Raw genomic sequence first — 22,740 nt, forward strand, 5'->3', positions numbered from 1 at the left:
TTATCTTGCATGGCTTATGTTGATTTAAACCCTGTGCGAGCAAGGATTGCTGATACACCAGAGCAGTCAGATTTCACTAGTATTCAATTACGTATCAAGGCCGCGATAAAAGGGACACAGCCACAATTGTTATTAGCTTTTACCGGCAATGAACGTCAACACAAAGCCGATCAAAACAAAAAAGTAGGTATCAGCTTTAGCTTAAAAGACTATTTAACCCTCGTTGATGAAACAGGACGGATCCTCCGTGAGGATAAACGTGGCGCTATTAGCGCTAAAGCAAAAAGCATCTTAGCAAGGTTGCACATTAGCGATGAAAGTTGGTTAAAACTCACCACAGATTTTGAAGGTATCTTTACTGGCGCAGTTGGCACAGCTGAACACTTATGTAAATTTAGTGAACATGTGGGCTTGCAGCGAGCTCATGGTATAGCCAATGCGCATGCCTGCTTAAATAGCGCATAACCTAACTTATTAATCTTAATTAGTATAAAAATCAGGTTAAGTCACTTTCGTGTTACGGGGTAAGTGCATTTGAAATTCGATGATTTTACCCATATTTCCCGTAAGTTGTTGGTAGATAGGGAGGGGATTCGAAAAATACCTTTTTATTCGATGAGGATACAACAAATAATACAAGTATCAGTGCGCCGTTATTGCCTGAACTTATCATGGGTGGCATAGTTAATAGCAATGGGTGGCATAGTTAATACGTTTTTTTTAGCTCATCATTTAAAGTAATTAAATCGCTTGTCATTAATACCAATAAAGATTCTTGTGGTTGGTATATCGTTCCTACTTCATAGTATTCCCCAACACTGCTCTTCCTTTCAATATGTGGCCTGAACTTATCATGGGGGGCATAGTTAATATTATGATTTCCAAAGAGTACAAAATGGAGAGCCGCCATAAACGATACCTTCACCTGTCTCTTTATCTATGCAATATTTTTGAATGATTGACTGTTCAGTACTGAACGTCCCTGTACAATCTTGTTTATATGGATCTTTATAACCATTTAGCATCAAATCCGCCATTTTGTATTCGCGGACTACTACTAATATTTTATTATATTCATCAAATAATCGTCTCCGTCTATCTAGAGCTTTATTACGGTCTGTGACCATCTTGTTATATTTTTCAATTTTCAATTTTGAACTTGAACTGTTCACATTAGATTCGCTTAACATCCCCCCTACATCATCAATAGTATAATCTAATGACGCAATATCCCTTTTCAATATTATATGTCGATCATATCCAGGTTTAGCTTTTTTCAAAACGACTTTATTCTTATCAATTTGTAGTGCCGTGGATGCGCAATTTCGAAATTGTTCTTCATTTAGTTGTCTCACTTCATTTCTAGTTGCATGAGCACTATTTGACGTTAGAAGTAATGCATTTTTAGTAGGTTTGAAGTCGATATTTTTATATGGATTATGTCTCGATTCTGTTGACTCTTTAAGGTTTCTTGTCCCCGTATTTACTGACATTAAATCTACAAACATACTACTTAAACAATCTTGAAGCTCATCAAGTTGTTTACATTGATACTTTATATCTTCATCAACGTTCTTTTTCATTTTTTTCTGGTCTGTCTTCTTGTTATATCTAGCAGCATAGTATTTTTTCTTATAGTACTTAGACTCTTTAAATAGTTGATCACAAGATGTAGCTTGTTTAGATTTGGCTGAGATTTTTCTCTCTAGAACATACTTAAGGTCATCCATTTGTTCTGAGACTTTATTTAAATTATTCATAAACCCAATGATCTCACCAAACGATGTATCTTCATTTACAAACTCTGGATCTTCTAGATCGTCAAGATCACCATAAGTCTTCATGAACTCTTGCACTTCCTTATTATCATTATGCCATTGATAAGTTTGTTGTCCAATTTTACAAGAAAGCGTTATAGAACCAATAAAAGTTAAAATGTCGCTATGCTTGTTATATTCACAATCGGCCTTACATCCCAAACTCATATCTTCTACTTTTTCATAATGTAAAATCATAGTAGTCAGTAGGGCCTCACTTCTTTTATAGTCTGATAATCTATCGGCAGAAGAATTTTCAACACTCGAAGCTGCATAAGCAGTCGAACAGAGAGTGAACACCGTAAATATTGCAATAACCATTGATGGTAAAATTTTTTTTGTCATAATTGATCCTTGTAATATGATACATAAATAAAGTATATCAGTTAGTTGCCCTAGTACTGTCAAGTTATCGAATTCAGGCAAGTAAATTCGCTAAAATCTACACTAGCATATTTGGGACACAACTAACCCAATTGACTTAGTTTGTATCATTGCCACCAATATTTTTAATATCATAGGCTAATTGCACCATAGTACCGGCAGCATAGCCTTCGCTGTCATGATAGGGATATTCATTTGCGCCGGTTTTGATTAAAGCTGCCAACTCTTGACAATGCACTGCCTCAGTTTTTTTAGTTGTGAAATTATACGCATCAATGATGTTTTTCGCCTGTTCAAGCCCTGATGCCATATCACGACCAACCACACAGGAGCCAGTAGTCCAAGCACCGCCATCGCGCTTACTGGCCGTCTCACGTAGTTCATCACAGAGTTTTTCTATTTTAAGATTTAAAGCTGTCATATAACTTATTCTCTTTGTTTATTGTTTTAACGGTAAATGATGTTAGGTGTTTGAGTGTATTCTTAAATGTGGCATATTTTCAATCTACAGTGCATTTGATAAGAATAAACTTAATTTGACAATACGATATAAAAAGAAAACAATTTATCAGGCCACCCATAATAAATAGGGTCAAGTACACTTTAAATGATTTGTCGTGATTGTGATGACACCCAGAAGAAATAAGTAGGCTGCATCCATGCCGCGTCATGATGAACATAGGGAACACTTTCATTCATTTCAGCGTTTGTTCAAGCAGACTGAGTGTTTGTTGATAGGGGAGTTGATCTATTTTTAAGGTTCGTCATTCCGTAAGTGTCTGATACGGAATCCATGTTACCAAGAGCTGGATCCTCGATTAAGTCACCACGAGGATGACAATAATTAAATTATCAGCCGTACCAAATACTCCAAATTCCATCTCAGTGAATAAATCTCAATTTTGTAAGGTGTCAGTCAAGTTGAGCCATGACGTTACATCGAGGTAACTTATTAGACAATGCAGGACGTATATTCCCCTGTTGGCGAAGACCGCCACTTTGGGTGTGGTCACCACTGCGACGCTAAGTAATGTTAAACTTTTTGATAATATTTAAGTTCTTTAGTTTTATGCCGATACTGATAAATAGTAAATAATCTCATTAGGGATAGAAGAGAAATGGAATTACGTACAGAGCAACTGCAATCTTCTATTGCGCCAGCATATCAGGAAAAAATTTCAATTGCAGAGCAGGCACCTATGAAGGTTTCCGCTGAAATAAATACATCCTCCTCAGAGCACTTAAAAACGGATCAAGTCACCATTTCAGAAGAAGCGCGTGAAAAAAGTACTAATGATAAAAATCAAGCAGCAATGAGAAAAATGGCAGGGCAAGACGAAGTTAGCGGGGCTAATGGTGAAGAAAAAAAGACGGTAGATGAAAAAATTGCTGAGTTGCAAGAAAAAATCGCCGAATTAGTCGCAGAAATAGCTCAAGAGCGCAGAAGCGGTGATGAAGAAAGGACTAAGAGCATGGAAGCCGAGTTAGCTATGTTAAATTCGCAGCTACTACAATTAATTGAGCAAAAAATGGGATAGATTCTGTAACAAAATCTGTTATAGGCTCGGTTTCAATACATAAATTAGTTTCGTTTTTAAAAAAGATCAAAAAGATCGGGACACCCACACTTTGTTAATAAATGGGTCAGGTACACTTTAAATGATTTTTTGCGTTGGCGACGACACCCAAGAGGAGTTACACGCCAAAAGCCCCTTGGAACCCCATGGCGCTGCTAACAAACGTATCCTTCAATTCTATCAAGTGTTATCGACGTATCAGCACTGAACGTGCATCAGGACAAAATGCTCAGGATAATGTGCACCCTGCATTCTCTAATAAGTTGCATCCATGCAGCGTCATGATGAATATACGTGAATACTCTCATTCATTTCAGCGTTTGTTCTACTTACTTATCAGGCCACCCATAATAACTTCTTATTATCTATACCAATTTAAAAGTTATGCTGAACGCCATAGTAGACACATGACGATAAAAGTAATATACAGGCCAAGCAACTGATGATTTTCATTATTTTTCCATAATGTTAATTCATATACCTTTAAGTAGGAGTCGAATGAAGGTAAATTTATATACTTAACTTATCGACTACTCTACGTAAAATAATGAGCCGATATGTTGGTAAAATAGCTTAATATTTCAAAGTATATAAAGTCACTAATAAAAAGTCACCGTTGCTTTGATGTTATGAAACTCAGTCAGTAATGTTTATTGTAAGTTAATAACGCTGTTAATTAACTTACAATAATTTATGTGAATCTAGTTGATTTTAAGCTCGGTTAGAATAGCATCTCCTATAGCATAAAAAGCAGTAACACACTCATCACTAAGGCCACAGTTAAGAAAGTACACTATGCTGGTATCTGTTTCTTCTATATAAATATTCTGAGTTATGTAACCTTCTCCGCTGCCATCATGACCATACAAAATTGTGCCATTAACATTTTCTTTATGAATACCCAGGCCAGCGTCGTTGTTTGCTTTTACGGGGACTAAACTAGCTGCCCCCCACATTAACTCACGGATATTGTCACTAACAAAATCAGTATCTGTGATTAGGCTTTTATAAAAAAAGGCTAAATCAGTTACCGTTGAGGCCACCGGGGTAGCAGAAGAGAAAATATTGGATATAATTGGCGCAGTATTAACATATTGACCTTGATACCATCTATAACCCGGAATTATTTCACCCATATGATTTTCATATCCTAGTGAAAACGTAGAATTTAACGATAACGGGTCTATTATTCTAGCCCGTATTTCAATTGCATTATGGTATCCTAATACACTATCTAAAATCATGCCTGCCAAGGCATAATTAGTACTAGAGTAATGAAAATCTACACCTGGTAACGCATCGGCCGTTTTATTAAGTGCATAATGTACTAAATCAACATTTCCTCGTTGAACTTCTGGGCTAGCCAGTACATCTTGTAAAAGCATCTCGTTTTTATTGTAGTCAACAATACCACTGGTATGATTAAGTAATTGTCGCAATGTTATTTGCTCACTGTATTGAATTTGATCTAACAATTCTAGCGGTAACCAGGTATCAAGGGTATCGTCTAAATTCAACAAAGCTTCATCGTGCAATTGTGCGGCAAGTAGCGCAGTAATCACTTTACCCGCACTCTGAATAGAAAAAACGTCGGTAGTTTGCATCGGCGTTTGATTGTCGCGATCTGAAACCCCTGCGCTACCAATAAACTGCCGTTCGGGTGTATTTACCAGTAGGATAATGCCCGGAACGTTTTCAGAAATTTTACTTTCAATTAATTGTTGATAATCTAACGCTACAACGACGGATTTTTCAGGTGCTGGATTAGATCCTGATTCACTGCCACAAGCAGTTAAAAGTAAAATAATTGCAGTACAAGATAGTGTCGATTTTAGGTTGTTGAACGGGTGCATGTTTATTCCTTTAGTGGTTTTAAGAAATAAACTATAAGCAATGTCGTAGTTGAAATACGTAACAAGTTCCATCACCTGTAACAAAGTGTATAGAGTAATAAATACCAATGAAGATAACGGTGGCCTAGTAGGGGAATAGGGTATTTTGAGTAAAAAATTAAGTGTAAAAAAGCCCCGTACGGCTTAAAAAGAACAAGATGCTGTTGTAATAATTAGGTTTTATTACAGTTTATTTATCCGTTGAAAGTCAAACAGAATTCGGCACCGCCCAGCTCAGTTGAATCGGTAATAATCAGCGTAGCATCATGTAACTTGGCTATCCTTGCAACAATCGCTAAGCCCATACCGTAACCAGGGTTTTCATGAGACTGCTCACCACGAATAAATGGTTTCAACAATTCACTGCGTTTTTCCTTTGCTATGCCAGGACCATCATCACTAATAATAAATTGCAGCTTTGAGCCACTTTTTGCAACTGTCATCGTAATTTCATTATCGGCATATTGCTGGGCATTACCAAGCAAGTTATTGATAAGCATGCTTAAGTAATTCGCATCACCGTTAACTATTGCATCGTCATGTGGGTGCCAATTAATGATTTTATTGCTATCAGTTAACGCACCAACGCATTGACTGATTAGTTCATTCAAGTTGATACTTTGTTGCTTAACCGCCATCATCGATTGTTCTATCCGCGCATAATTAAGCAATACATTAACTAATTTTTCCATTTCATCAATATCACGACTGAGGTGGCGTTGGTACTTATCTCTCATTTCTGGCTTTTCTGTCTCTTGCAGCATCTCAATACCAAAGCGTAACCTCGCTAAGGGCGTGCGTAAATCGTGGGCAACGGCATCACTTAACAGCTTATTATCACTGATCAGCGTTTCTATCTGCTCGGCCATATGGTTAAATTCATTTTCAATACTGGCGATATAAGACGTTGAATTAACATTAATTCGTTGTTGAAACTGTCCTTCGCCAAAAGCTTTGGTGGTTTGTCTCAATTTTCTCAATTGTTTAATCAATGGATAGAGCCAAATAAGCACCACCATTAAAATACCCAGATAAAATACGCCCGTTAACAGAAGCTGCAATGCGCTATTTTGACTTTCTTTTACAACAGGAGGAATAATAAAGATCAATACTTGGTTCTGTGAAGGAACAATGAAGTGAATTGATATATCATTGTCTGTTTCAAATACCAGTGGCTCTCCGTCATAAAAGGCATCTTTTAAGGAGTCAGGTAAAAAGAAATCATCAAGATGAACTAAGGTAACCGACAGCTTACTTTCTTGCTGCCAGTTGTCGATGAATTGTTGAGGTTGTTTTTGCTTATCAAGGGTTGCAGCTAAAGATTTACCCAATTGACGATAGGCTGATAATTCATCAGACTCTTTGTTTAGCTGTGTTTGATATTGGTTAAAAAAATTGTCCAGTGCTCCGCCGATACCTATCACTGCAACTAATATGACCAACAACAGCGATAGGGTTAATTTGGGCATTGTATATTCCTAAGCATAAATTACTCCCAAGCATCTTTAACAAATAAATACCCTTTACCCCAGACGGTTTTAATTCGATACGGATTGCTGGCGTCATCGCCAAGCTTTTTTCGAATTCGTGAAACAAGAATATCGATAGAACGATCAAAGCCATCATAGTCAATGCCTCTTCTTTGGATCACCAGTTCTTTTCTACTAACCAGATTATCAGCAGCCCGAGCAAGTTGCCAAAGCACATCAAATTCATTTGATGAAATAGCCACTTTAGTGCCTGCTAACATAGTCGTACGCGAATTTGCATCAATAGAGAGTTGACCAAGAATTATTTTTTTCGGGTCTATATCCTCTATGACGGGTACCAATACTGGCGAAACTTCCTGCGGCAATGAGCGGCGAAAAAGTGCCTTGATTCGTGATAATAATACCCTTGGTTTGACCGGTTTTACCACATAATCATCAGCACCTAACTCCAGCCCTAACACTTCATCAGTTTCATGATCACGAGCCGTCATCATTAAAATAGGTCCATGATAAAATGGTCGAATAGCCTGACATACTTCAAAACCATCTTTGACTGGTAACATGATATCTAATATCACTAGATCTGGTTGATCAGATTCAATCAACTCAATGGCGTCGTCCCCTCTGGTAGCTAGCGTTACCAAGTAACCCTGTTCGCCGAGATAATCGCCAAACCATTCGGCTAGCGACATATCATCCTCCACTAACATAATATGTTTGCCAGCCATTGATTGGATTAAGGTGGTGTCGGTCAAAATTCTTCTCTCAAAATAAGGTTCCTCAAAATGATTTCCATCAAAAGAGTCTCCAAGTTGATTTTGCACGTTTGGATGATTTATATACCCAAGCGACTGGTATCGTAGCTATAGCTATATCTGTTGTGGATTCTTGGTTACGTAAAGCAAAGTCATTACTTAGTTTCGATTGAAAATCAAAACTGAACTCACCTTTAGCCTGCTGTTTCCAGCACCTAATTGTTTTGCTAATAGTGGTATTAACCAGACAATAATTGTTAACTTTTGGATGCTGCCAGCTAAAAGTGACTTCAAGATAACATTTTTGCCCTTTACGCAGTGCAACACAAGGTTTAGGTGTTACTTTTAGTTGTGCCAATTGACTGGAGTTAATTGGCACTGTATTACTTTTTGTCGCCTCAGCTTTTGCCGATACGGGTATAAACCAGCAAACGATAAGTAATAAAATAGATATGACTATGCGAGTAATTAGGTTTATTTCTACTCGTGTTTTTTTATTTTGTTGAATAATGGTCACTTTATTATTCCTCCTAAAACACATAACTAAGACTGGTACGAAATGATGTCGCCACTGAGTCTTTGGTCACGTAATAAGGACTGTCGGTAATTTCATCTGCTATAGTGACAACGCGGCCGGTTGCTCTGAAGACCCAGTCTTGTGTAATAGGATAAGTTACTCCTAGTTCTGTACTAAAACTTACACTGTCGCCAGCTTCATAAGCATTGGCTCCTCCCTCAATGAAATCGAAACGAGTTGATGCCGCTCTAGTTTCTGATACGCCAACATAATAGTTATTCAGTTTGGCTGAAGCATATTCAACGCCAACAATACCGTGAAAATTCCAATTTCTAACTTGCCAATTTCGTCCTATCAATGCCGAGAGTGTTGTTCCATTATGATCGCCTGTTGCATCTTGATTGATTGCAAATTGCACGACATTATTGCCCAAATAACCGGTTAGTCGTCCACCAACCGTTAACGGCTCACTAGAATCTAGGTTATTAAGACCAGGATAGCGGCCGGTATTTTCATAGTTACTTTGAAACCAATTAGTAGTAACCGTTAAATCGAGTGACCAATTATCATTATTAAAGGCGTTATAACCCAAGATGGTACCATGGCCACTTTCACTATAGTTTTCGACAAATAGATCATTCCAGTTATAGCTGAAATTAATAATCAGGCCAGTCCCTTTCCAGTTACTTTCATAACCAAAAGATGGGCTACTGCCCACAACATACTCTAGTCCTAGTTCGAAATAATTTTCTGTATTACTGGCTTGTTCGTTGTCACTTCTTATAATTTGGGTAATATCGTTGGCAACACTGGCACTAGAAAAACTAGCTCCAGCAAAGATTATTACAGCTAAAGGCAAGCATGAGATAAGTGATTTTTTTATTTTTAAATTATTCATTGTTTTTTATCTGCTTTATTGAAATCTATTACATTATCTCTTGGTACAAAGGAAGTTGACGTAACAAGATCCATCATCTGTAACAAAATGTAGCAATTGAAGTAAGTTGTAGCTACAGAAGATAATTTCCTTATTTTTATGCGGCTAAGTAATACAGTGACGAGGTAACCAATAGCCAGCCAAGTATTCAAAAATCGTTACTGCTATGCTATATGGTTTTATAAAGAGGCAATCTATGAAAATCGGCTATTTAACGCTATTTGGTTTGAATTATCAAGTGCATTATCGCTTTGTAAATCTAAACTATAATGGCTTCTTTTAAGTCTTACAGGGGAAGTTAAACTTAAATAATACTCACTTCCGTTATGGTTATTAAAGCTAGGTAATGAAACGTCTGCTCTTCGTATCATAAGTGAACGGTAGGAGGCCTGATTTTGACCTTCATATAACGATTGTTATGTGGTAAAAGTTAGCCTTAGATAGTTATAAATGAACAGTGAAAAATAATATAACGCTAAGGACTTCTTGATGCGCATTGCTGACATTACTGCTAAAAATATTGCCATATATTTTCTAATGAATGAGATATTAGCGTAAACGATGTAATACCCTTTTATATGGAAGTCTGTATAGTTTTTTGAGGCGTGTTACTAATACGTCATAGTAACACGCCTTAAAACACATGTGGTTTAGCATTACTAGTTTGAAAATATGGGATATTAATGTAAATCGAATGTTTTTTATGATGTGTGTATTCCTGATACGTAAACATAATAAACTGTTAGTCATACAACACCTATAGGGAACTTAGGCATGAACTCGATAAACCCGAAATTAATTTTTATCCTTGTTGCGGCAGTAGCACTCTTTGTATACGTAAAGATAAACAACCCACATCAAGAATATAGTACGGAAAAATTTTGGAAATCTGCAACTGTAGATGATGTATATCAAATTCCAGAAGAGGCACTCCAACCTAATAACAAGAACGGCCCTGTACTTATGTGGGCTGCGTCTGTAACAAACAACCCCAAAATAATCTCTACACTTCTTAGCCGTGGGGTAGACGTAAATGAGCGTGATATAACTTTTAACGGGACAGCATTAAGCGCTGCTGCATACCAAAACACGAATCCGGAAATAATAGATGAACTTGTGCGACATGGTGCAGAGGTTAATATTGTCCTAGGTGTTCTTAAAAAGTCACCCTTACTTTTAGCCGCGGAGTTAAATAACTCAAAAGTAACTGAGCAACTATTGTTCCATGGGGCTGACCCTGACTATAGAGATGCACTTGGAAGAACTGCTTTTATTCAAGCAGTAAAATCAGACAATAAGGATGTTATCGCAATATATGAAAAAACATCTAAATAGGTATGCCATACAAGCAAATTAATCAGGAAAAAAACAGATGACGCAAAAAAATTGTCGAACATGCTCCGAATTTTATGCGGGCGTTATCGATACAGAACTAATCTAAATCGATTTTACTCGGTTATAGCTAATGACTGTTTTGTAGCATTAGTTGCCATATATGAATGAGATTTTTAATAAATACATTATTATTTTTTCTGGTTTATGTGTTTAGCCTAGTATCCATAATTTATCAGGCCACCCATAATAAATGGGGTCAAGTACACTTGAAATAATTTGTCGCTGTGGCGACGATGATACCTAAAGGGCGTTCCACGCCAAAGGCCCTTTGGAACCCTATGTCGCTGCGATATAGCAGCGTCTTACTTGTTAGCCGCGTAATAAAAATCAAAGTATTTTCTATGATCTACGCCAGCTAAGTTAGAGCTAATTTTATTCGGGTGTTTATAGTCTTTCCAGTTAGCTACATTGCGACCGACATTAAGTTTAGGGAAATCTATACTTCCTTGCTCTTCCATTTCTAAAAACTGTTTCATTTTCAGTAAACTACCTTGCTCACTTATATCTATTGTCAATAAGTTATCTCTCCCTTCAAAATACGAATAAACCCTTTGCTGATGACGCTGATAGCAATCGCTTAATTCATGATGGTTTAAAGGTAATTCGACAGAGAAGGTATCATGAAAACTTCGTTTTAAAATGGGATTGAATCGCCCCGTTTTCGGTTCTAAATGAGGCGCCATCTTTTCAAGTAACATGGTAATTGAAGGGAGCCATTTATCCATGTCCCTTGTTAAGTAGATAAATTTAGCTTTGGGAAATAAACCATCTAACTGTTGATAATCGCTAAAACAGGGGGAATCAGATATCGCATCAGCTACTTCAAACGTACGCTTGGTAAACGCGGTATGAGCTACAGCTAAGCCTAGTTCTAATAGTGCAACACTAATACTGGTAGTGCCCGTTCTAGGCAAGCCAATAATAAATATTTTAGACATCTGATACTACTCGTATTTAAAAAGTCGCCATTATAATCGCATGTACTCAACAGGTAGAGCTAAATTTCAAATTATAATCGTGCCCAAGCTATTTTTCTAATTACTACCCTGATCTTTTAAGCTTTTGACTATCCAACTACCTGCTTTACCTTACGCTACATTTGCTGTGTAACGGTCTTTATTCAGATAACCACATCGATATTCGTCTCAAGTAGATTGTTGTTCTGGGTAAAAACCATGGACACGGCTTGCGCTTGTTCAGGCGACATCCTGCGATAAAGACCATCAGCACTGTTATTTGTATCACCCGCAATATAAAACTGTGTGGTTAATAGCTCGCGCTCTGCATTAAGTACTTTTACGTGAATATGAGGAGCACGACCCGGGTATATCGTTGGTTTGATGGTTTTAAAGCGGTAGTTACCATTTTTGTCAGTTATATCATGGCCGAATCCTTGAAAGCCATTATCGTAGACAACACTTCGTCCATCACCGGAGTGTAAATACTTGCCATTAACATCGCATTGCCAAATCTCTATTCGGTGCCCAGCCAATGGTTTACCTTGCTTAGAAATGACTTTACCTTTGAGCTGTATAATTTCACCGCCAGCCTCTTTTACCGCTCCTGAGACTTTAATGAGATCGTTATCTACATCACTAAAGCGCATTGATGGGCTTGGATAAAAAGGCCCTTCAGTTGTCCGTGGAGTCAATACTTCGGACATAGCATTACGTGAATAGACCGATAAACCGGCGATGGTAATAAAGCCTTTTAATAAACCTCTACGCGTTAGTAATTTCATTTAATGAGTCCCTTTTTAAATAATTATTTGATGGTTTTTGTTGCTGAATTGATGCTTCATTACCGTTTAATTAGCATGCCTATGCACATGGCTCAGGATCGTCATCCCCCGTAATGCCTTAATCAGGGGGCAGTCTATAAAGAGCAATGGATCTTCGGTCAGTGACTTCGAAGATGACGTTTACAATGATGACCTGAATTAACTACTTAGCCATGCTAATAAATTCCATAAGTTCGATAAATTTTTTATGTTTTACATTCGCAGCTGTTACTTAGAAAAAGACTGCTTAGCAAAAGAAAACGTAGCCCAAGTAGATTTATCTGTATCTACTGCTTTATCAGGATAAGAGAAAGAAGTAGAGCTGTCATCCTGATAAACACCGCTTACATTAATCATAATATTCCAAGTGTCGCTGGAAAATTTCTTCCGGAGAATTTGCATTTCCCTATGACTACCTTTCAAAAATTTGGGTTTTAAGCCATCTTCTGATTCTACTCTGCCCGCATAAGGTACCCAAAACCCACTCCAATCATTTAGGTTCCAACGGTCAGATTCACTCCATTCTTTACCCTTGAATATCCGTTCTCCCAATTGAGCAGAGGCATGAAGGTTATGGAGATAACCCGTTTTGGCGTTCTCTACATAGATATCAATGACAGTGTAATCTTCGGCTTTGCCTTTAGCACATACGTATAACGAGTCGTTATCATGCATTAGATAAACGGAAATTTGTGCTGGCAGTTCGAATTTTACTGCTGGTTGCCATTCTTCTTTGTCACAACGACCATCGAATAGCGGAGCTTTGTTGGTCGCGTTTATCGAGATGACTTCAGACGCTGTGGCTTGCGTAGCTGTTAATGATAGAGCGATAGTTGATAAAACAATGCCTGATACAAAATTTTTGGACAGTTTATGCAGCATGTTTTCCATTTCCTTGCGGTTATAATTCAATCAGATATTAAAGAGTATTTGTGGGGTTCCAATTGATTATCGTTGAGTGGCACTTTATTTAGGCTCAATTGCAGTTTCAGTTTAGGCAGCAAATAAATTAAAGAGGTCTTCACCGTGACGCCGAGCCGAAAAACAACGCTCCAGCTATTGAGTATATTGCAACCAATCATGATAAATGAGGTCAGGTAAACTTTACATGATTTCTAAGAGTACATTAGGAAAAATAAAATAGGCTTGGCAAGGGCAATTCATTATTAGTGTAGAGATAAGAATAATTACCCTATTAAGAACGTGAGAGTTGCTTTAACTTAGCTCTAAGACTCATTTATATTAAGCGTTATAAAAATAAAACAGGTGTAATTACTAACGTTTTTCATTAGATCTTAGCAAAATTGATATAAAAGCTAGCCATGAAAGTAGTAGCAATATCTCAATTGATAATGATTTTCGTCTATGCCATAGTGTTTTTTATATTTTTGTAATTAAAAAGTTAACGCTAGGCTCTATAACATAATGAATTCACATATTAAAAATTTTTATCTAAAACCCACGCAGCTTCACTTCAAAAACCTGAAAAAAACAATTATACAATGTGGATTAATTATATCTAGCAGTCTGCTATTAACAACGACAAGCCAAGCAAGCGAAGTAGATTCAGGGTTTTATGCTGGTTTTGGTTTATCAAGTATTGCAACTGAAGATAGCGGAGCCTCCAGCCAAGAAATGGGCGCTACCGTGATTGGTGGCTATGAGTACTCGCAACACTTAAGCGCTGAAATATCTTTATTTACCCTCGGTGACCATAAAGCGTTAGGCATGAAAGGTAATGGCCTTACGCTAAGTGTTATCGGTAGTTACCCTATTATTGAAAACATAAACCTCTTTGCAGAATTAGGCGTTATGTCAGTAGATATAGCTATTGACGAGCAGCAAAATATAGCACACAACTCTTCAGACGAAGAGTCATTACAAGATGGAATAGATACCAGTATTTACTTAGGTGTTGGTGCTAAGTACAAGCTAACGGATTGGACTTTGGTTTTAAAAGTAACGGCTGCAGATCTTGATGCAGACGTTAATATTATCTCTGCTCAAGCGCATTATCATTTTTAACTGTGCTTCCCTAAGTTACTTGTGGGAAATCTAGAGAAAAAGATGGATCCTCGGTTAAGGCACTACTAGGATGACAATAGTTAGCTAATCAGCCGTGCCAAACCCTTCAATTCCCATATCAGCAATCCAATCACTAGCAGAAGTAAATCTCGACCCGAGACACTACGTCTAGGGTTGCCGATTTTCATGGCCGACTTTATTCCTGACATCGCGGCAGCTATTGACTGCAAGCACAAAATTGATGACTTATTTTTCACTGAGTGGGCGCTCTGGGGATTGAGAAGGGAAGCGGAGTAGGGCGCTGTAGTTCGCCCCCTTGATCGTTCTTGACCTTAGAGGACAACTAACAGTGTTGAAATGTATAAAAAACAGCCTAAAGTTAGCCATTAAAACATTTTTTACTAGAAATAAGACGTTTTTCCTACATAAGGCTTCCTTAGCGATGGATAGCATCCTATCATTATTGATATTACAGGAGAGTAATCAAAATGACTCTGAAACCCTCGATAATCAATACGGTTATACTCTCATCGTTATTACTTATTCCATATACCACACACGCTGAAAATAAAGCGCCTATCGAAATAGAGAAGCTGACGGTCACCGGTATTTTACCTGACAGACTTGACGCTGTTGCGGGCTCATTTGATATTATTGATGAAGAATATCTGAAGTCTCGTCGACCGTTATCCATCAATGAACAATTAAGAACCCTGCCTGGTGTAATGGTTGTGCCTGATGGCGGCATGAGTTTTGATTTAAACATTGGTATTCGTGGACAAAATCCACGCCGAAGTGCTAAAGCGATGGTGATGGAAGATGGTATGCCACTTCAATTAGCCCCCTACACAGATCCCGTTAACCATTATGCTACCCCTTTAACCTCTGTCAGTCGTGTAGAGCTGATTAAAGGAGGTGGACAAATTTTGTTTGGTCCACAAACATTGGGCGGAGCTGTGAATTTTGTCACTAAGACTGCTCCACGTAATGGTGAAGTTGAAGGCAGTGTAACCGCACTTCTTGGCAATCAGGGTTTCCATGGCTTACATGGTAATGTTGGTTTTGGTGATGAAACCGGCGGTTTCATGTTTGATTTCTCACAAAGCAAAGGCGACGGTATTTTTAATGACGGTGAATATGACGTTATTGATTATCGCTTTAAAGGTGAATTAGCTATTACTGATCACCAAACAGTAGGCCTTAAATTAGTTCATACACGTGATCGTCGTAATCAAACTGAAAACTACTTAACCCGAGATGAATATGCACGTGATCCCTATACTCATCCAACGGTAGCATTAGATAAATGGGAACAAGATCGTGATGTTGTGCAGTTAACGCATAAATTTGACGTTAATGATAACTTCACTCTGCAATCTCAAGCGTATTACACCGATACTTTTCGTAACGGTTTACGTGGTAGCAATAGTGGCCGAGAGGTTGATGGTGTTTGGGAATCACGGTTGCGTAATTGCGATGCGGTGGGTGATGTTAATGGCGATGGCAATGTAACAATATCCGACATTGCTAATGCTGATATCAATGTTTGTGGTGGCCGTCATGCACCTCGTCAGTATTATACTTGGGGAGCAGAAAGTCGTGGCGATGTTGGCTATCGTTTATTTGAATTGGAAAATGATGCCATCTTTGGTCTTCGTTATCACCAGGAAAAAGCACATCGCCAAGAGGTTTACGCGACGAATACAGCCCAACGTTTAGATTACCAGTTAGCCTTACTTGAAGGTGAAGATCGTGAAGGCACGAGTCTTGAGGCGTATGCATTGTCTTATTATGCGCAGAACACCACTTATATTGATCATTGGTCAGTAACCGCAGGTTTTCGCGTGGAAGATGTTCGTACAAGTGACAGCGATGATTTCTCTGATGATCGTGTTTCAGATAGTTACATTGAGTTTTTACCAAGCCTTGGTGTTGCATGGAATGGAATAAAGAGTACCACCATTTATATTGGAGTTCATAAAGGTATATCACCTTCACGTGCTGATCGTGAATTTGGTACTTCGGGTGCTCGTCCTGTACCAGAAGAAAGTACCTTGTTCGAATTAGGCATGCGAAGTAATTACTTCAAAGGTATTACGATGTCAGGCGCTTTATTTCATAACGATATCGAAAATACTATCGTAGATAATCGTTCAACGTTTGATAACAGTGGCAAAAGCGAACAACAAGGGTTTGAATTAGCCAGTCGGATAAATTTTGGCGATATCTATAGCTGGGATAATAATATTTATGTATCTGGCGCATACACCCACTTATGGACTGCGGAATATATAAAAGCAACGGACCCTGATAACGATGGTAATCGTATGCAGTATGCACCGAAGAATTTACTGAACCTTGATTTAGGCTATGAGCATGTCAACGGTATCGACTTACGTATTGGTGTACAGCATGTCAGTGAGCAATTTGTTGATGATGAAAATACTCGCATTGAAAACGGAAAAGGCACTGAGGGCATAATCCCTAGTTACACTATTTGGAATGCAACCGTTAACTATTATATTCCAAACACTGAGGTGACCTTGTTTGCGAGCGTAGAAAACTTGTTTGATAAAGAGTATTTGGTCAGCCGTAACGAAGGTAAGTTAGCTGGTCGTGAACGTTTGTTCTTTAGCGGTATCACCTTTGAATTCTAAGGTTAAGGGCCTTATTGATTCAAGTAGAACAGAGCGACGTAAGGCGGTACATCGTGTACGTCACTCTACGCTATACTACGAAACCATTAGTAGAAAGTACTTGTCTGTTTTATAAGCGAATGTTATAAAAATAGCCGCTATAAAAAAGTATACTAACAATATAAACGAACAATGGGTTTTGATGATGGATTATCGTGAGTCGACAGTGAGTTTAGGCATAACGGACAAATTAGTTTGCCCTTGTTGCGGTAATCAACAACATCGTGTCAATTCAGTGATTACTTATAGTTTTTATTTTTTTGAATATTTACCTATTTTTCCGGTAAAGCGTGATACCCGAGTACAATGTTTACAATGTCAAAATCTTGCAGAGGTTACTAATAACACCTCGGATCGAAAACGAATTTTTTCTGATTTCAGTTTGGCCTTTTTCAATAAGCTACGTTTGCTCAGTACTTTTACTGGCAGCATTATAATCATCCTGCTACTGAGTTATTACTTTTCGGAAGAACAAGAAAAACACCGTCAGAGCCAAGTCTATATCGATGCACCTAAAGTTAACGATTTTTATTATTTAGACTATCGAAACACTGCAGGAGATCGACGTCCACACCACAAATATCGTGTTGCTAAAATTGTAGATATTACCGGTGGTATTGTATCGCTTACTTACGGTAATTATTTTTACCCATTAAAGAATTCTCTGAGCGATGGTGTAAGTTTTGGACAAAGTACCAATGTTAGTTATTTCGAAAACCAACGGCAGAATTTTTCTTATGCGGAATTAGATAGCTTGTTTGAACAAGGTTTTATCTATCGAGTAGTGCGGCCAGAGTTTACTGCGATCGGTCGAAATAGAGCGGTTTATATGATTGATGGTAATGCTGTGACGAATGCTATCGTGTTGAAAGAAAAATGGCACTATATTCCCGGAAAGCGAGAAAATACCAAAGGCGTGGCTTTTCTTAAAGCAAGTTATATTGATGATAGGTTTGAGCAAGCGTTTGCATTATTGAAACAATCAGCAGCGTTAGGGTATGCACCTGGGCAAACCAACTTGGCTGAACTCTACTTAACTTTCACTGACCTTGAAGGAAGTCGTGATGTACAAAATGCAGCTCATTGGTTATTTCAAGCCGCTTTGCAAGGTTATCAGCCAGCAATCGAAAAATATCGCGTGATCTGTCAGTTGGAAGAAGCCTGCGATATTGAAGATTTTTATCGAGCATTAAACGAAGCAGGCACTCACTATCGCATTGATTAAACGCTGAGTTTTATAACCCATAATAGTCGTAACGAAAGTGAGTAACATAATATGCTTGCTAGTAAAGCTTCTTTACTAGGGTGCTTATCAGGCGCTTTCCTTTTAGTGGTGTTACCACTTTTGTTCAATCGAGCGCCTTGCCCTAATTTATTTTTCCTATGCACAATAAGATCACAAACTTAATGGGATTGGTATTATTCACCTTCAACAACAGCTGATTTTTTACTTACGCGATCAACTGGTGATGACATTTGTTTCTGCCAATCAAGACGTAAATCCCATTGATATCTGTGCTCTGCTGATAAAGGCTGAATATCTTCATCTATCGTTTCTAATACATTAGTGGCTTTGCTTAGCATTGCATCACGGCCAAATAAATAACTCTGCTCTTTCACAATAGTGAAATAGGCTTTATTTAACTGCAGCGCTCGTTTAGCCGATGGCATAATTAACTCATAAATATTGTTAACCGCTTGCACCTTCTCAACGTTAACAGTGCCATCTTCAGTAAACCAACGACTTAGCATTTCGGTGTTTTGACGAAACTCATCTCCACCACCGACACGTTCAAAATACGTTAAAAACTCACCTTTAGTTTCGCCTCTGTTTGGCGCGTCATGTTGACTTGCCAAGTTTTGGTAACCCCAACCTTTAACCCCGTCAACTTTTCGCGGAAAAGAGAACGTTTGGTCTAATGTACTGCCAATAGTTTTATGACAACCACTGCAAAAGGCGAGTTCTTGGTCGTACTGATGACGTAACTCACCTTGCTCATTTTCAATATAACCATTCACCGTCCAACCAAAACCTGTGTTAATACCTTTATCACCCAGTTGCTTAACTTGTGGCAGGTTTTCTGAGTTTTTCTCTTTTTGTTCTAAGTAGTATTCTGACGCTAAACTTTGTACTGTTTTAAAACGATGCTTTTTCATGTAACGCACTTCTTTCATACGAGGAGCATTATAAATTGTGCCGTCATCGTTAACACCAAGGTAACGTACTGTATGAAGAAATTCAGTATCTTGCGGATAAAGCGTATGGGCTAATTTGATATTACGGGCATCACCTACGTAATTATTTTGTCTGTTGATACTATCAATACGGTTAGCCAAAACATTATCAGCATTTAAATCTATGCCGATATTTTTTTCAGAAATAGGTGGTAATGTCGTGTGTTGTGTTTCTTTCATTGCCATTTCTACTAAGGCTAAGTTGGCAAAATATACATCTTGAGAATACTGCCCGTTGTGCTCTCTAAAGGCCTTAGGTAATCGAATCATCGCATCGGAAGTAGAGCCGTTGGTTGGCCAGAAAGTACTTGGAAATGGTTTGTAATTAAAGGCGACCCAATGGCTACCGTCTTTTGCTAACCCTTGTTTGTTAAACGCTCGCTCTGGGTAGGCGAGATCTTTAATGGGGGTGTATTCACCACGCCATTTTTTATCTCCTTGCTGGTTTACGATAAAATCTGTGTAATTATCTTGTTTGACCCAATGTTGTATTTGTTCGTCAGAAATATTCTTTATTAGTGGCCTTCTATCGACAAATAAGTTTTTCCAATGATTTGTTACGCCCAAGTCTGAAAATTGATATTCACCTTGCAGCGAACCATCATTCATCTTATTAGTACGATCTTTGTCATCAGTATTGGTTTGGTGACAGGCATAACACGGGTTATTAACGCCATCGGTTTTTGTGTAACATTGCGGCGGAATAACGGTTTCATGGTTATATACTTCACCATGTTCAATGTAAGCCATCGCAGGAATATCATGACCCTCTTGATAAGGAAATTGTTTCGCTGTTGGCTCGTCAAGGTTTACTATTTCATGTTGAGATATATTTTTTGAGATAGAACTGTCGTCGTTACAGGCGGTAATAACTAAGGTTAACGCTATCACCGATATTGAAGATAAAGCGCTTTTGTATGTATTTTGTGAGTTTAGTAAAGTCATCATGAGTTAGTCTTGAAGTCGTTATTTTTAGTTTTAAAGGCTGGCTTTAAAGGCAAGGCCCTGAAACAAAAAAAGTAACCGAGACAAGATCTTGCTTCGATTACTTTTTTGTTAGTATAAGTTAAGTTTCAAGCCCCAATTACTTAGATTTAGGGTCATACATCCATAACGTATTGTTTTCTTGGAAACCATCTTCACCAATAATGATGCGGCCATCTTTCATCACAATGACATTGTCTGGTTGAGATAGTTGATTAACATCACAACGCTCAGCGCCAGTTAGGCTCGAACGGTAAGTGCCGCCCATAACCACCGGATCTATTCGGCTGATATTATAATTTTCTTCAAGTTTAGAGCGGTACACACCACCACAATCTTTAACACGTGCTGATAATTGAATATCACCTTCACCGTCAATCATGGTTTTATCGATATCAGCAATGCCGTAATACATGAAAGCTTGCATTACGTCTTCATCAGCAACGGCTTCTTCTTTGCCAACAGCTTCTAAAGCACGGTCATGATTGATACTAATGCCTTCAAGCTTGCGCCATTCAGCGGTAGCGCCTTTCATTTTAGCTGCTTGGCGTGATTCTAAAAATGCTGCACGGTCATCCATTGGTTGACCCGCAGTTACTGTGCTACCACCATTTTCAACACTCGGGTAAGTTGCATCGCCATTTGCCCAAGCTTGTACATCTTCAAGCGTCATGTAACTAGAGCGGCCAGTATCATAATCGTCTTCATCTATACCGTCATATTCAGCAATCCATGCTTCAATGGTGGTGTTATCACCTCTAGCCACTTCAACCCAAGTCACATCAAAGCCCGTTGTAGCGGGTTCTGAACTCGCTTTATCTTGCTTTAATTTAGCGCCATAAAGTATGCCTGAACTTAAATCTTCAGGTGTATCGGCAATAAATTTAAATAAAACACCACCGGTATCATCTTGTGAAGCATAAACTGTTTTTCTGTCAGGCATTACCGTGGAGTTTTCATGTTCATAACGACCAATAGTGTAATGTTTAACTACAACGGGCTCAGCACTTGTTGGATCGGTTATTTCAGCGATGTAACCATAACGATAAGGGTTAGGGAAGTCTGGTGCAGTTAACGCTTCAATATTGTCAGTATTAGTATTTGAAGGATCATTCCAACTTGGTGATGTGGTTGAATCTACTGTGGTATTAACAATCCACTCTTCTGATGTTAGCGGTGTTCCCCACGGAGATACTGAACCAAAACAGTTTGCTGCAGTACCACCCACCTTGTCAAAATCAATCATCATTGCTTCTTTAACTGACCAGCTACCAAAGTCATCTTTTTCAATTTTCATGCGGCTCATGCCACCAGGGTAAGATTCCCAGTTAGTGAATAAGTAACCTTCACCCTCACCAGTAGTAATAAATCCATTAAAGTCTGGTGCATTATTCTCAATTATTTTTTCATCGGTAACTATACCGTAATGAACACCGAGTCCTTTCGCTAAGCCTTTATCACCAAGGTCAGCAAAAATATCATTGGTTTGACCTAAAATTTGATATTCACCTAAGGCTGATACAACGGTTTGACGTTCAAAGTCACTTGTCGGTACGGGTGAACTCACCACATTTTTTGGCAGGTTATTAAAGTTTACACCGCGCAAAACGCCCACAGTGCCTTTATTAAAAGCTTTGTCATTTACTTTATCTGTTTCAACGTTAGCATCTGATGGGTGTTGTACATTGAAAAATAAATCACCTTCATCAGTTAAAAAGGCGCCAGTTACTTCAGCACCTGCAGGCACAGTCGCTAAACGTGTTAACACGGGTGTTGCTGGTACAACAATAATTGGCGCATCTGCGCCATCAGTCCCGTCAGTTCCATCAGCTCCAGGAATACCATCGTCACCATCACATGCGGTTAACGCAAGTAAAACAGACAGAGATAATAATGACAGTTTAGCTTTGTTATACTTTTTAGTGTTACGTACTGTTGTTGACATTGCTCTTCCTAATTATTTTGACATAAAATTTTTTGTATCATTGTTTAATAACAGTGGTACCAAATGGCAAAAAGAGTATGGAAGTGAATATTTACAGTCTTGTGACGAAGATGTGACAATTTAAAGTCGGGCTTGGGTATTATTTAAGGAAATGATAAAAAATCATCAATCAAATAATCCCCAAATGTATCAGGCAGATTGAGCTCAGATAAAATTCACTAGGAATAAGTGGGGTCAGGTACACTTTAAATGATTTATCTCGGTGGCGACGACACCCAAAATAAAAAGGGGCTAAACGCACTGTAACTAAG

17 protein-coding genes and 1 pseudogene are annotated in these 22,740 nt (G+C 38.3%); 6 read left to right on the top strand and 12 right to left on the bottom strand.

The annotated features are described in order from the left end of the window. A pseudogene (locus CXF85_RS19425) lies at nt 1-465 on the top strand (transposase); the annotation flags it as partial. A 407-nt stretch (nt 466-872) separates the two neighbouring features. Here the strand turns inward: CXF85_RS19425 and CXF85_RS19435 are convergent. Beyond that, nucleotides 873-2,162: a hypothetical protein gene (locus CXF85_RS19435; protein ID WP_101230306.1), complete on the bottom strand. Its 1,290-nt coding sequence runs from the start codon at nt 2,160-2,162 to the stop codon at nt 873-875. A 136-nt stretch (nt 2,163-2,298) separates the two neighbouring features. Continuing rightward, a complete protein-coding gene (locus tag CXF85_RS19440) occupies nt 2,299-2,622 on the bottom strand; it encodes a hypothetical protein (protein WP_101230307.1) in 324 nt (107 codons plus the stop codon). Between the two features lie 697 nt (nt 2,623-3,319). Between CXF85_RS19440 and CXF85_RS19445 the strand changes: the two genes are divergently transcribed. After that, nucleotides 3,320-3,739, top strand: a complete 420-nt coding sequence (locus tag CXF85_RS19445; protein ID WP_101230308.1) for a hypothetical protein — start codon at nt 3,320-3,322, stop codon at nt 3,737-3,739. Between the two features lie 740 nt (nt 3,740-4,479). Here CXF85_RS19445 and CXF85_RS19450 read toward each other — a convergent pair. From CXF85_RS19450 to CXF85_RS19470, 5 genes are all read right to left on the bottom strand, one after another. Then, nucleotides 4,480-5,631 carry a serine hydrolase domain-containing protein gene (locus tag CXF85_RS19450; protein WP_157829139.1) on the bottom strand — a complete coding sequence of 384 codons (1,152 nt, stop codon included), beginning with the start codon at nt 5,629-5,631 and terminating at the stop codon, nt 4,480-4,482. A gap of 233 nt (nt 5,632-5,864) precedes the next feature. After that, on the bottom strand, nt 5,865-7,139 hold the full coding sequence (locus CXF85_RS19455) for an ATP-binding protein (RefSeq protein ID WP_101230310.1): 1,275 nt from the start codon (nt 7,137-7,139) through the stop codon (nt 5,865-5,867). A 20-nt stretch (nt 7,140-7,159) separates the two neighbouring features. Continuing rightward, a complete protein-coding gene (locus CXF85_RS19460) occupies nt 7,160-7,888 on the bottom strand; it encodes a response regulator (protein ID WP_101230311.1) in 729 nt (242 codons plus the stop codon). A 67-nt stretch (nt 7,889-7,955) separates the two neighbouring features. After that, on the bottom strand, nt 7,956-8,432 hold the full coding sequence (locus CXF85_RS19465) for a DUF3019 domain-containing protein (RefSeq protein WP_232771273.1): 477 nt from the start codon (nt 8,430-8,432) through the stop codon (nt 7,956-7,958). A gap of 13 nt (nt 8,433-8,445) precedes the next feature. After that, nucleotides 8,446-9,330 carry a MipA/OmpV family protein gene (locus CXF85_RS19470; RefSeq protein ID WP_101230313.1) on the bottom strand — a complete coding sequence of 295 codons (885 nt, stop codon included), beginning with the start codon at nt 9,328-9,330 and terminating at the stop codon, nt 8,446-8,448. Nucleotides 9,331-10,143: 813 nt separating this feature from the next. On the opposite strand from CXF85_RS19470, the gene CXF85_RS19475 reads away from it, so the two are divergent. Beyond that, complete coding sequence (locus CXF85_RS19475; protein WP_101230314.1) at nt 10,144-10,704, top strand: ankyrin repeat domain-containing protein; 561 nt, start codon at nt 10,144-10,146, stop codon at nt 10,702-10,704. Nucleotides 10,705-11,066: 362 nt separating this feature from the next. On the opposite strand, the gene CXF85_RS19480 is transcribed toward CXF85_RS19475, so the two are convergent. The 3 genes from CXF85_RS19480 to CXF85_RS19490 all read right to left on the bottom strand — a co-directional run bounded on the left by CXF85_RS19480 (nt 11,067) and on the right by CXF85_RS19490 (nt 13,426). After that, entirely contained in the window at nt 11,067-11,702 is a 636-nt protein-coding gene (locus CXF85_RS19480; RefSeq protein ID WP_101230315.1) for a sulfotransferase, read from the bottom strand. A 182-nt stretch (nt 11,703-11,884) separates the two neighbouring features. Continuing rightward, complete coding sequence (locus CXF85_RS19485; RefSeq protein ID WP_101230316.1) at nt 11,885-12,505, bottom strand: dioxygenase family protein; 621 nt, start codon at nt 12,503-12,505, stop codon at nt 11,885-11,887. A gap of 267 nt (nt 12,506-12,772) precedes the next feature. Further along, a complete protein-coding gene (locus tag CXF85_RS19490; protein WP_101230317.1) occupies nt 12,773-13,426 on the bottom strand; it encodes a hypothetical protein in 654 nt (217 codons plus the stop codon). A gap of 543 nt (nt 13,427-13,969) precedes the next feature. On the opposite strand from CXF85_RS19490, the gene CXF85_RS19495 reads away from it, so the two are divergent. The 3 genes from CXF85_RS19495 (at nt 13,970) to CXF85_RS19505 (ending at nt 18,490) form a co-directional block, all read left to right on the top strand. Beyond that, on the top strand, nt 13,970-14,569 hold the full coding sequence (locus tag CXF85_RS19495; RefSeq protein ID WP_101230318.1) for an outer membrane beta-barrel protein: 600 nt from the start codon (nt 13,970-13,972) through the stop codon (nt 14,567-14,569). Between the two features lie 488 nt (nt 14,570-15,057). Then, a complete protein-coding gene (locus tag CXF85_RS19500) occupies nt 15,058-17,226 on the top strand; it encodes a TonB-dependent receptor family protein (protein ID WP_101230319.1) in 2,169 nt (722 codons plus the stop codon). A gap of 184 nt (nt 17,227-17,410) precedes the next feature. Further along, nucleotides 17,411-18,490: a tetratricopeptide repeat protein gene (locus CXF85_RS19505; protein WP_101230320.1), complete on the top strand. Its 1,080-nt coding sequence runs from the start codon at nt 17,411-17,413 to the stop codon at nt 18,488-18,490. Nucleotides 18,491-18,684: 194 nt separating this feature from the next. Here CXF85_RS19505 and CXF85_RS19510 read toward each other — a convergent pair whose 3' ends face one another. Both CXF85_RS19510 and CXF85_RS19515 read right to left on the bottom strand, forming a co-directional pair. Further along, nucleotides 18,685-20,448, bottom strand: coding sequence for a hypothetical protein (locus tag CXF85_RS19510; RefSeq protein ID WP_232771274.1), 1,764 nt, complete (start codon nt 20,446-20,448; stop codon nt 18,685-18,687). A 136-nt stretch (nt 20,449-20,584) separates the two neighbouring features. Further along, complete coding sequence (locus CXF85_RS19515; RefSeq protein ID WP_101230321.1) at nt 20,585-22,429, bottom strand: alkaline phosphatase PhoX; 1,845 nt, start codon at nt 22,427-22,429, stop codon at nt 20,585-20,587. Between the last annotated feature and the right edge of the window lie 311 nt (nt 22,430-22,740).

It is taken from the genome of Colwellia sp. 75C3 (genome assembly GCF_002836255.1).
In the GTDB taxonomy this organism is placed as follows: domain Bacteria; phylum Pseudomonadota; class Gammaproteobacteria; order Enterobacterales; family Alteromonadaceae; genus Colwellia.

What these genes read in the sequence shown, in the direction of transcription:
- CXF85_RS19470 (WP_101230313.1), bottom strand. Translation starts at nt 9,330, where the DNA reads ATGAATAATTTAAAAATAAAAAAATCACTTATCTCATGCTTGCCTTTA.
- CXF85_RS19450 (WP_157829139.1), bottom strand. Translation starts at nt 5,631, where the DNA reads ATGCACCCGTTCAACAACCTAAAATCGACACTATCTTGTACTGCAATT.
- CXF85_RS19475 (WP_101230314.1), top strand. Translation starts at nt 10,144, where the DNA reads ATGAACTCGATAAACCCGAAATTAATTTTTATCCTTGTTGCGGCAGTA.
- CXF85_RS19505 (WP_101230320.1), top strand. Translation starts at nt 17,411, where the DNA reads ATGGATTATCGTGAGTCGACAGTGAGTTTAGGCATAACGGACAAATTA.
- CXF85_RS19485 (WP_101230316.1), bottom strand. Translation starts at nt 12,505, where the DNA reads ATGAAATTACTAACGCGTAGAGGTTTATTAAAAGGCTTTATTACCATC.
- CXF85_RS19440 (WP_101230307.1), bottom strand. Translation starts at nt 2,622, where the DNA reads ATGACAGCTTTAAATCTTAAAATAGAAAAACTCTGTGATGAACTACGT.
- CXF85_RS19435 (WP_101230306.1), bottom strand. Translation starts at nt 2,162, where the DNA reads ATGACAAAAAAAATTTTACCATCAATGGTTATTGCAATATTTACGGTG.
- CXF85_RS19455 (WP_101230310.1), bottom strand. Translation starts at nt 7,139, where the DNA reads ATGCCCAAATTAACCCTATCGCTGTTGTTGGTCATATTAGTTGCAGTG.
- CXF85_RS19500 (WP_101230319.1), top strand. Translation starts at nt 15,058, where the DNA reads ATGACTCTGAAACCCTCGATAATCAATACGGTTATACTCTCATCGTTA.
- CXF85_RS19510 (WP_232771274.1), bottom strand. Translation starts at nt 20,448, where the DNA reads ATGATGACTTTACTAAACTCACAAAATACATACAAAAGCGCTTTATCT.
- CXF85_RS19460 (WP_101230311.1), bottom strand. Translation starts at nt 7,888, where the DNA reads ATGGCTGGCAAACATATTATGTTAGTGGAGGATGATATGTCGCTAGCC.
- CXF85_RS19480 (WP_101230315.1), bottom strand. Translation starts at nt 11,702, where the DNA reads ATGTCTAAAATATTTATTATTGGCTTGCCTAGAACGGGCACTACCAGT.
- CXF85_RS19495 (WP_101230318.1), top strand. Translation starts at nt 13,970, where the DNA reads ATGAATTCACATATTAAAAATTTTTATCTAAAACCCACGCAGCTTCAC.
- CXF85_RS19490 (WP_101230317.1), bottom strand. Translation starts at nt 13,426, where the DNA reads ATGCTGCATAAACTGTCCAAAAATTTTGTATCAGGCATTGTTTTATCA.
- CXF85_RS19515 (WP_101230321.1), bottom strand. Translation starts at nt 22,429, where the DNA reads ATGTCAACAACAGTACGTAACACTAAAAAGTATAACAAAGCTAAACTG.
- CXF85_RS19445 (WP_101230308.1), top strand. Translation starts at nt 3,320, where the DNA reads ATGGAATTACGTACAGAGCAACTGCAATCTTCTATTGCGCCAGCATAT.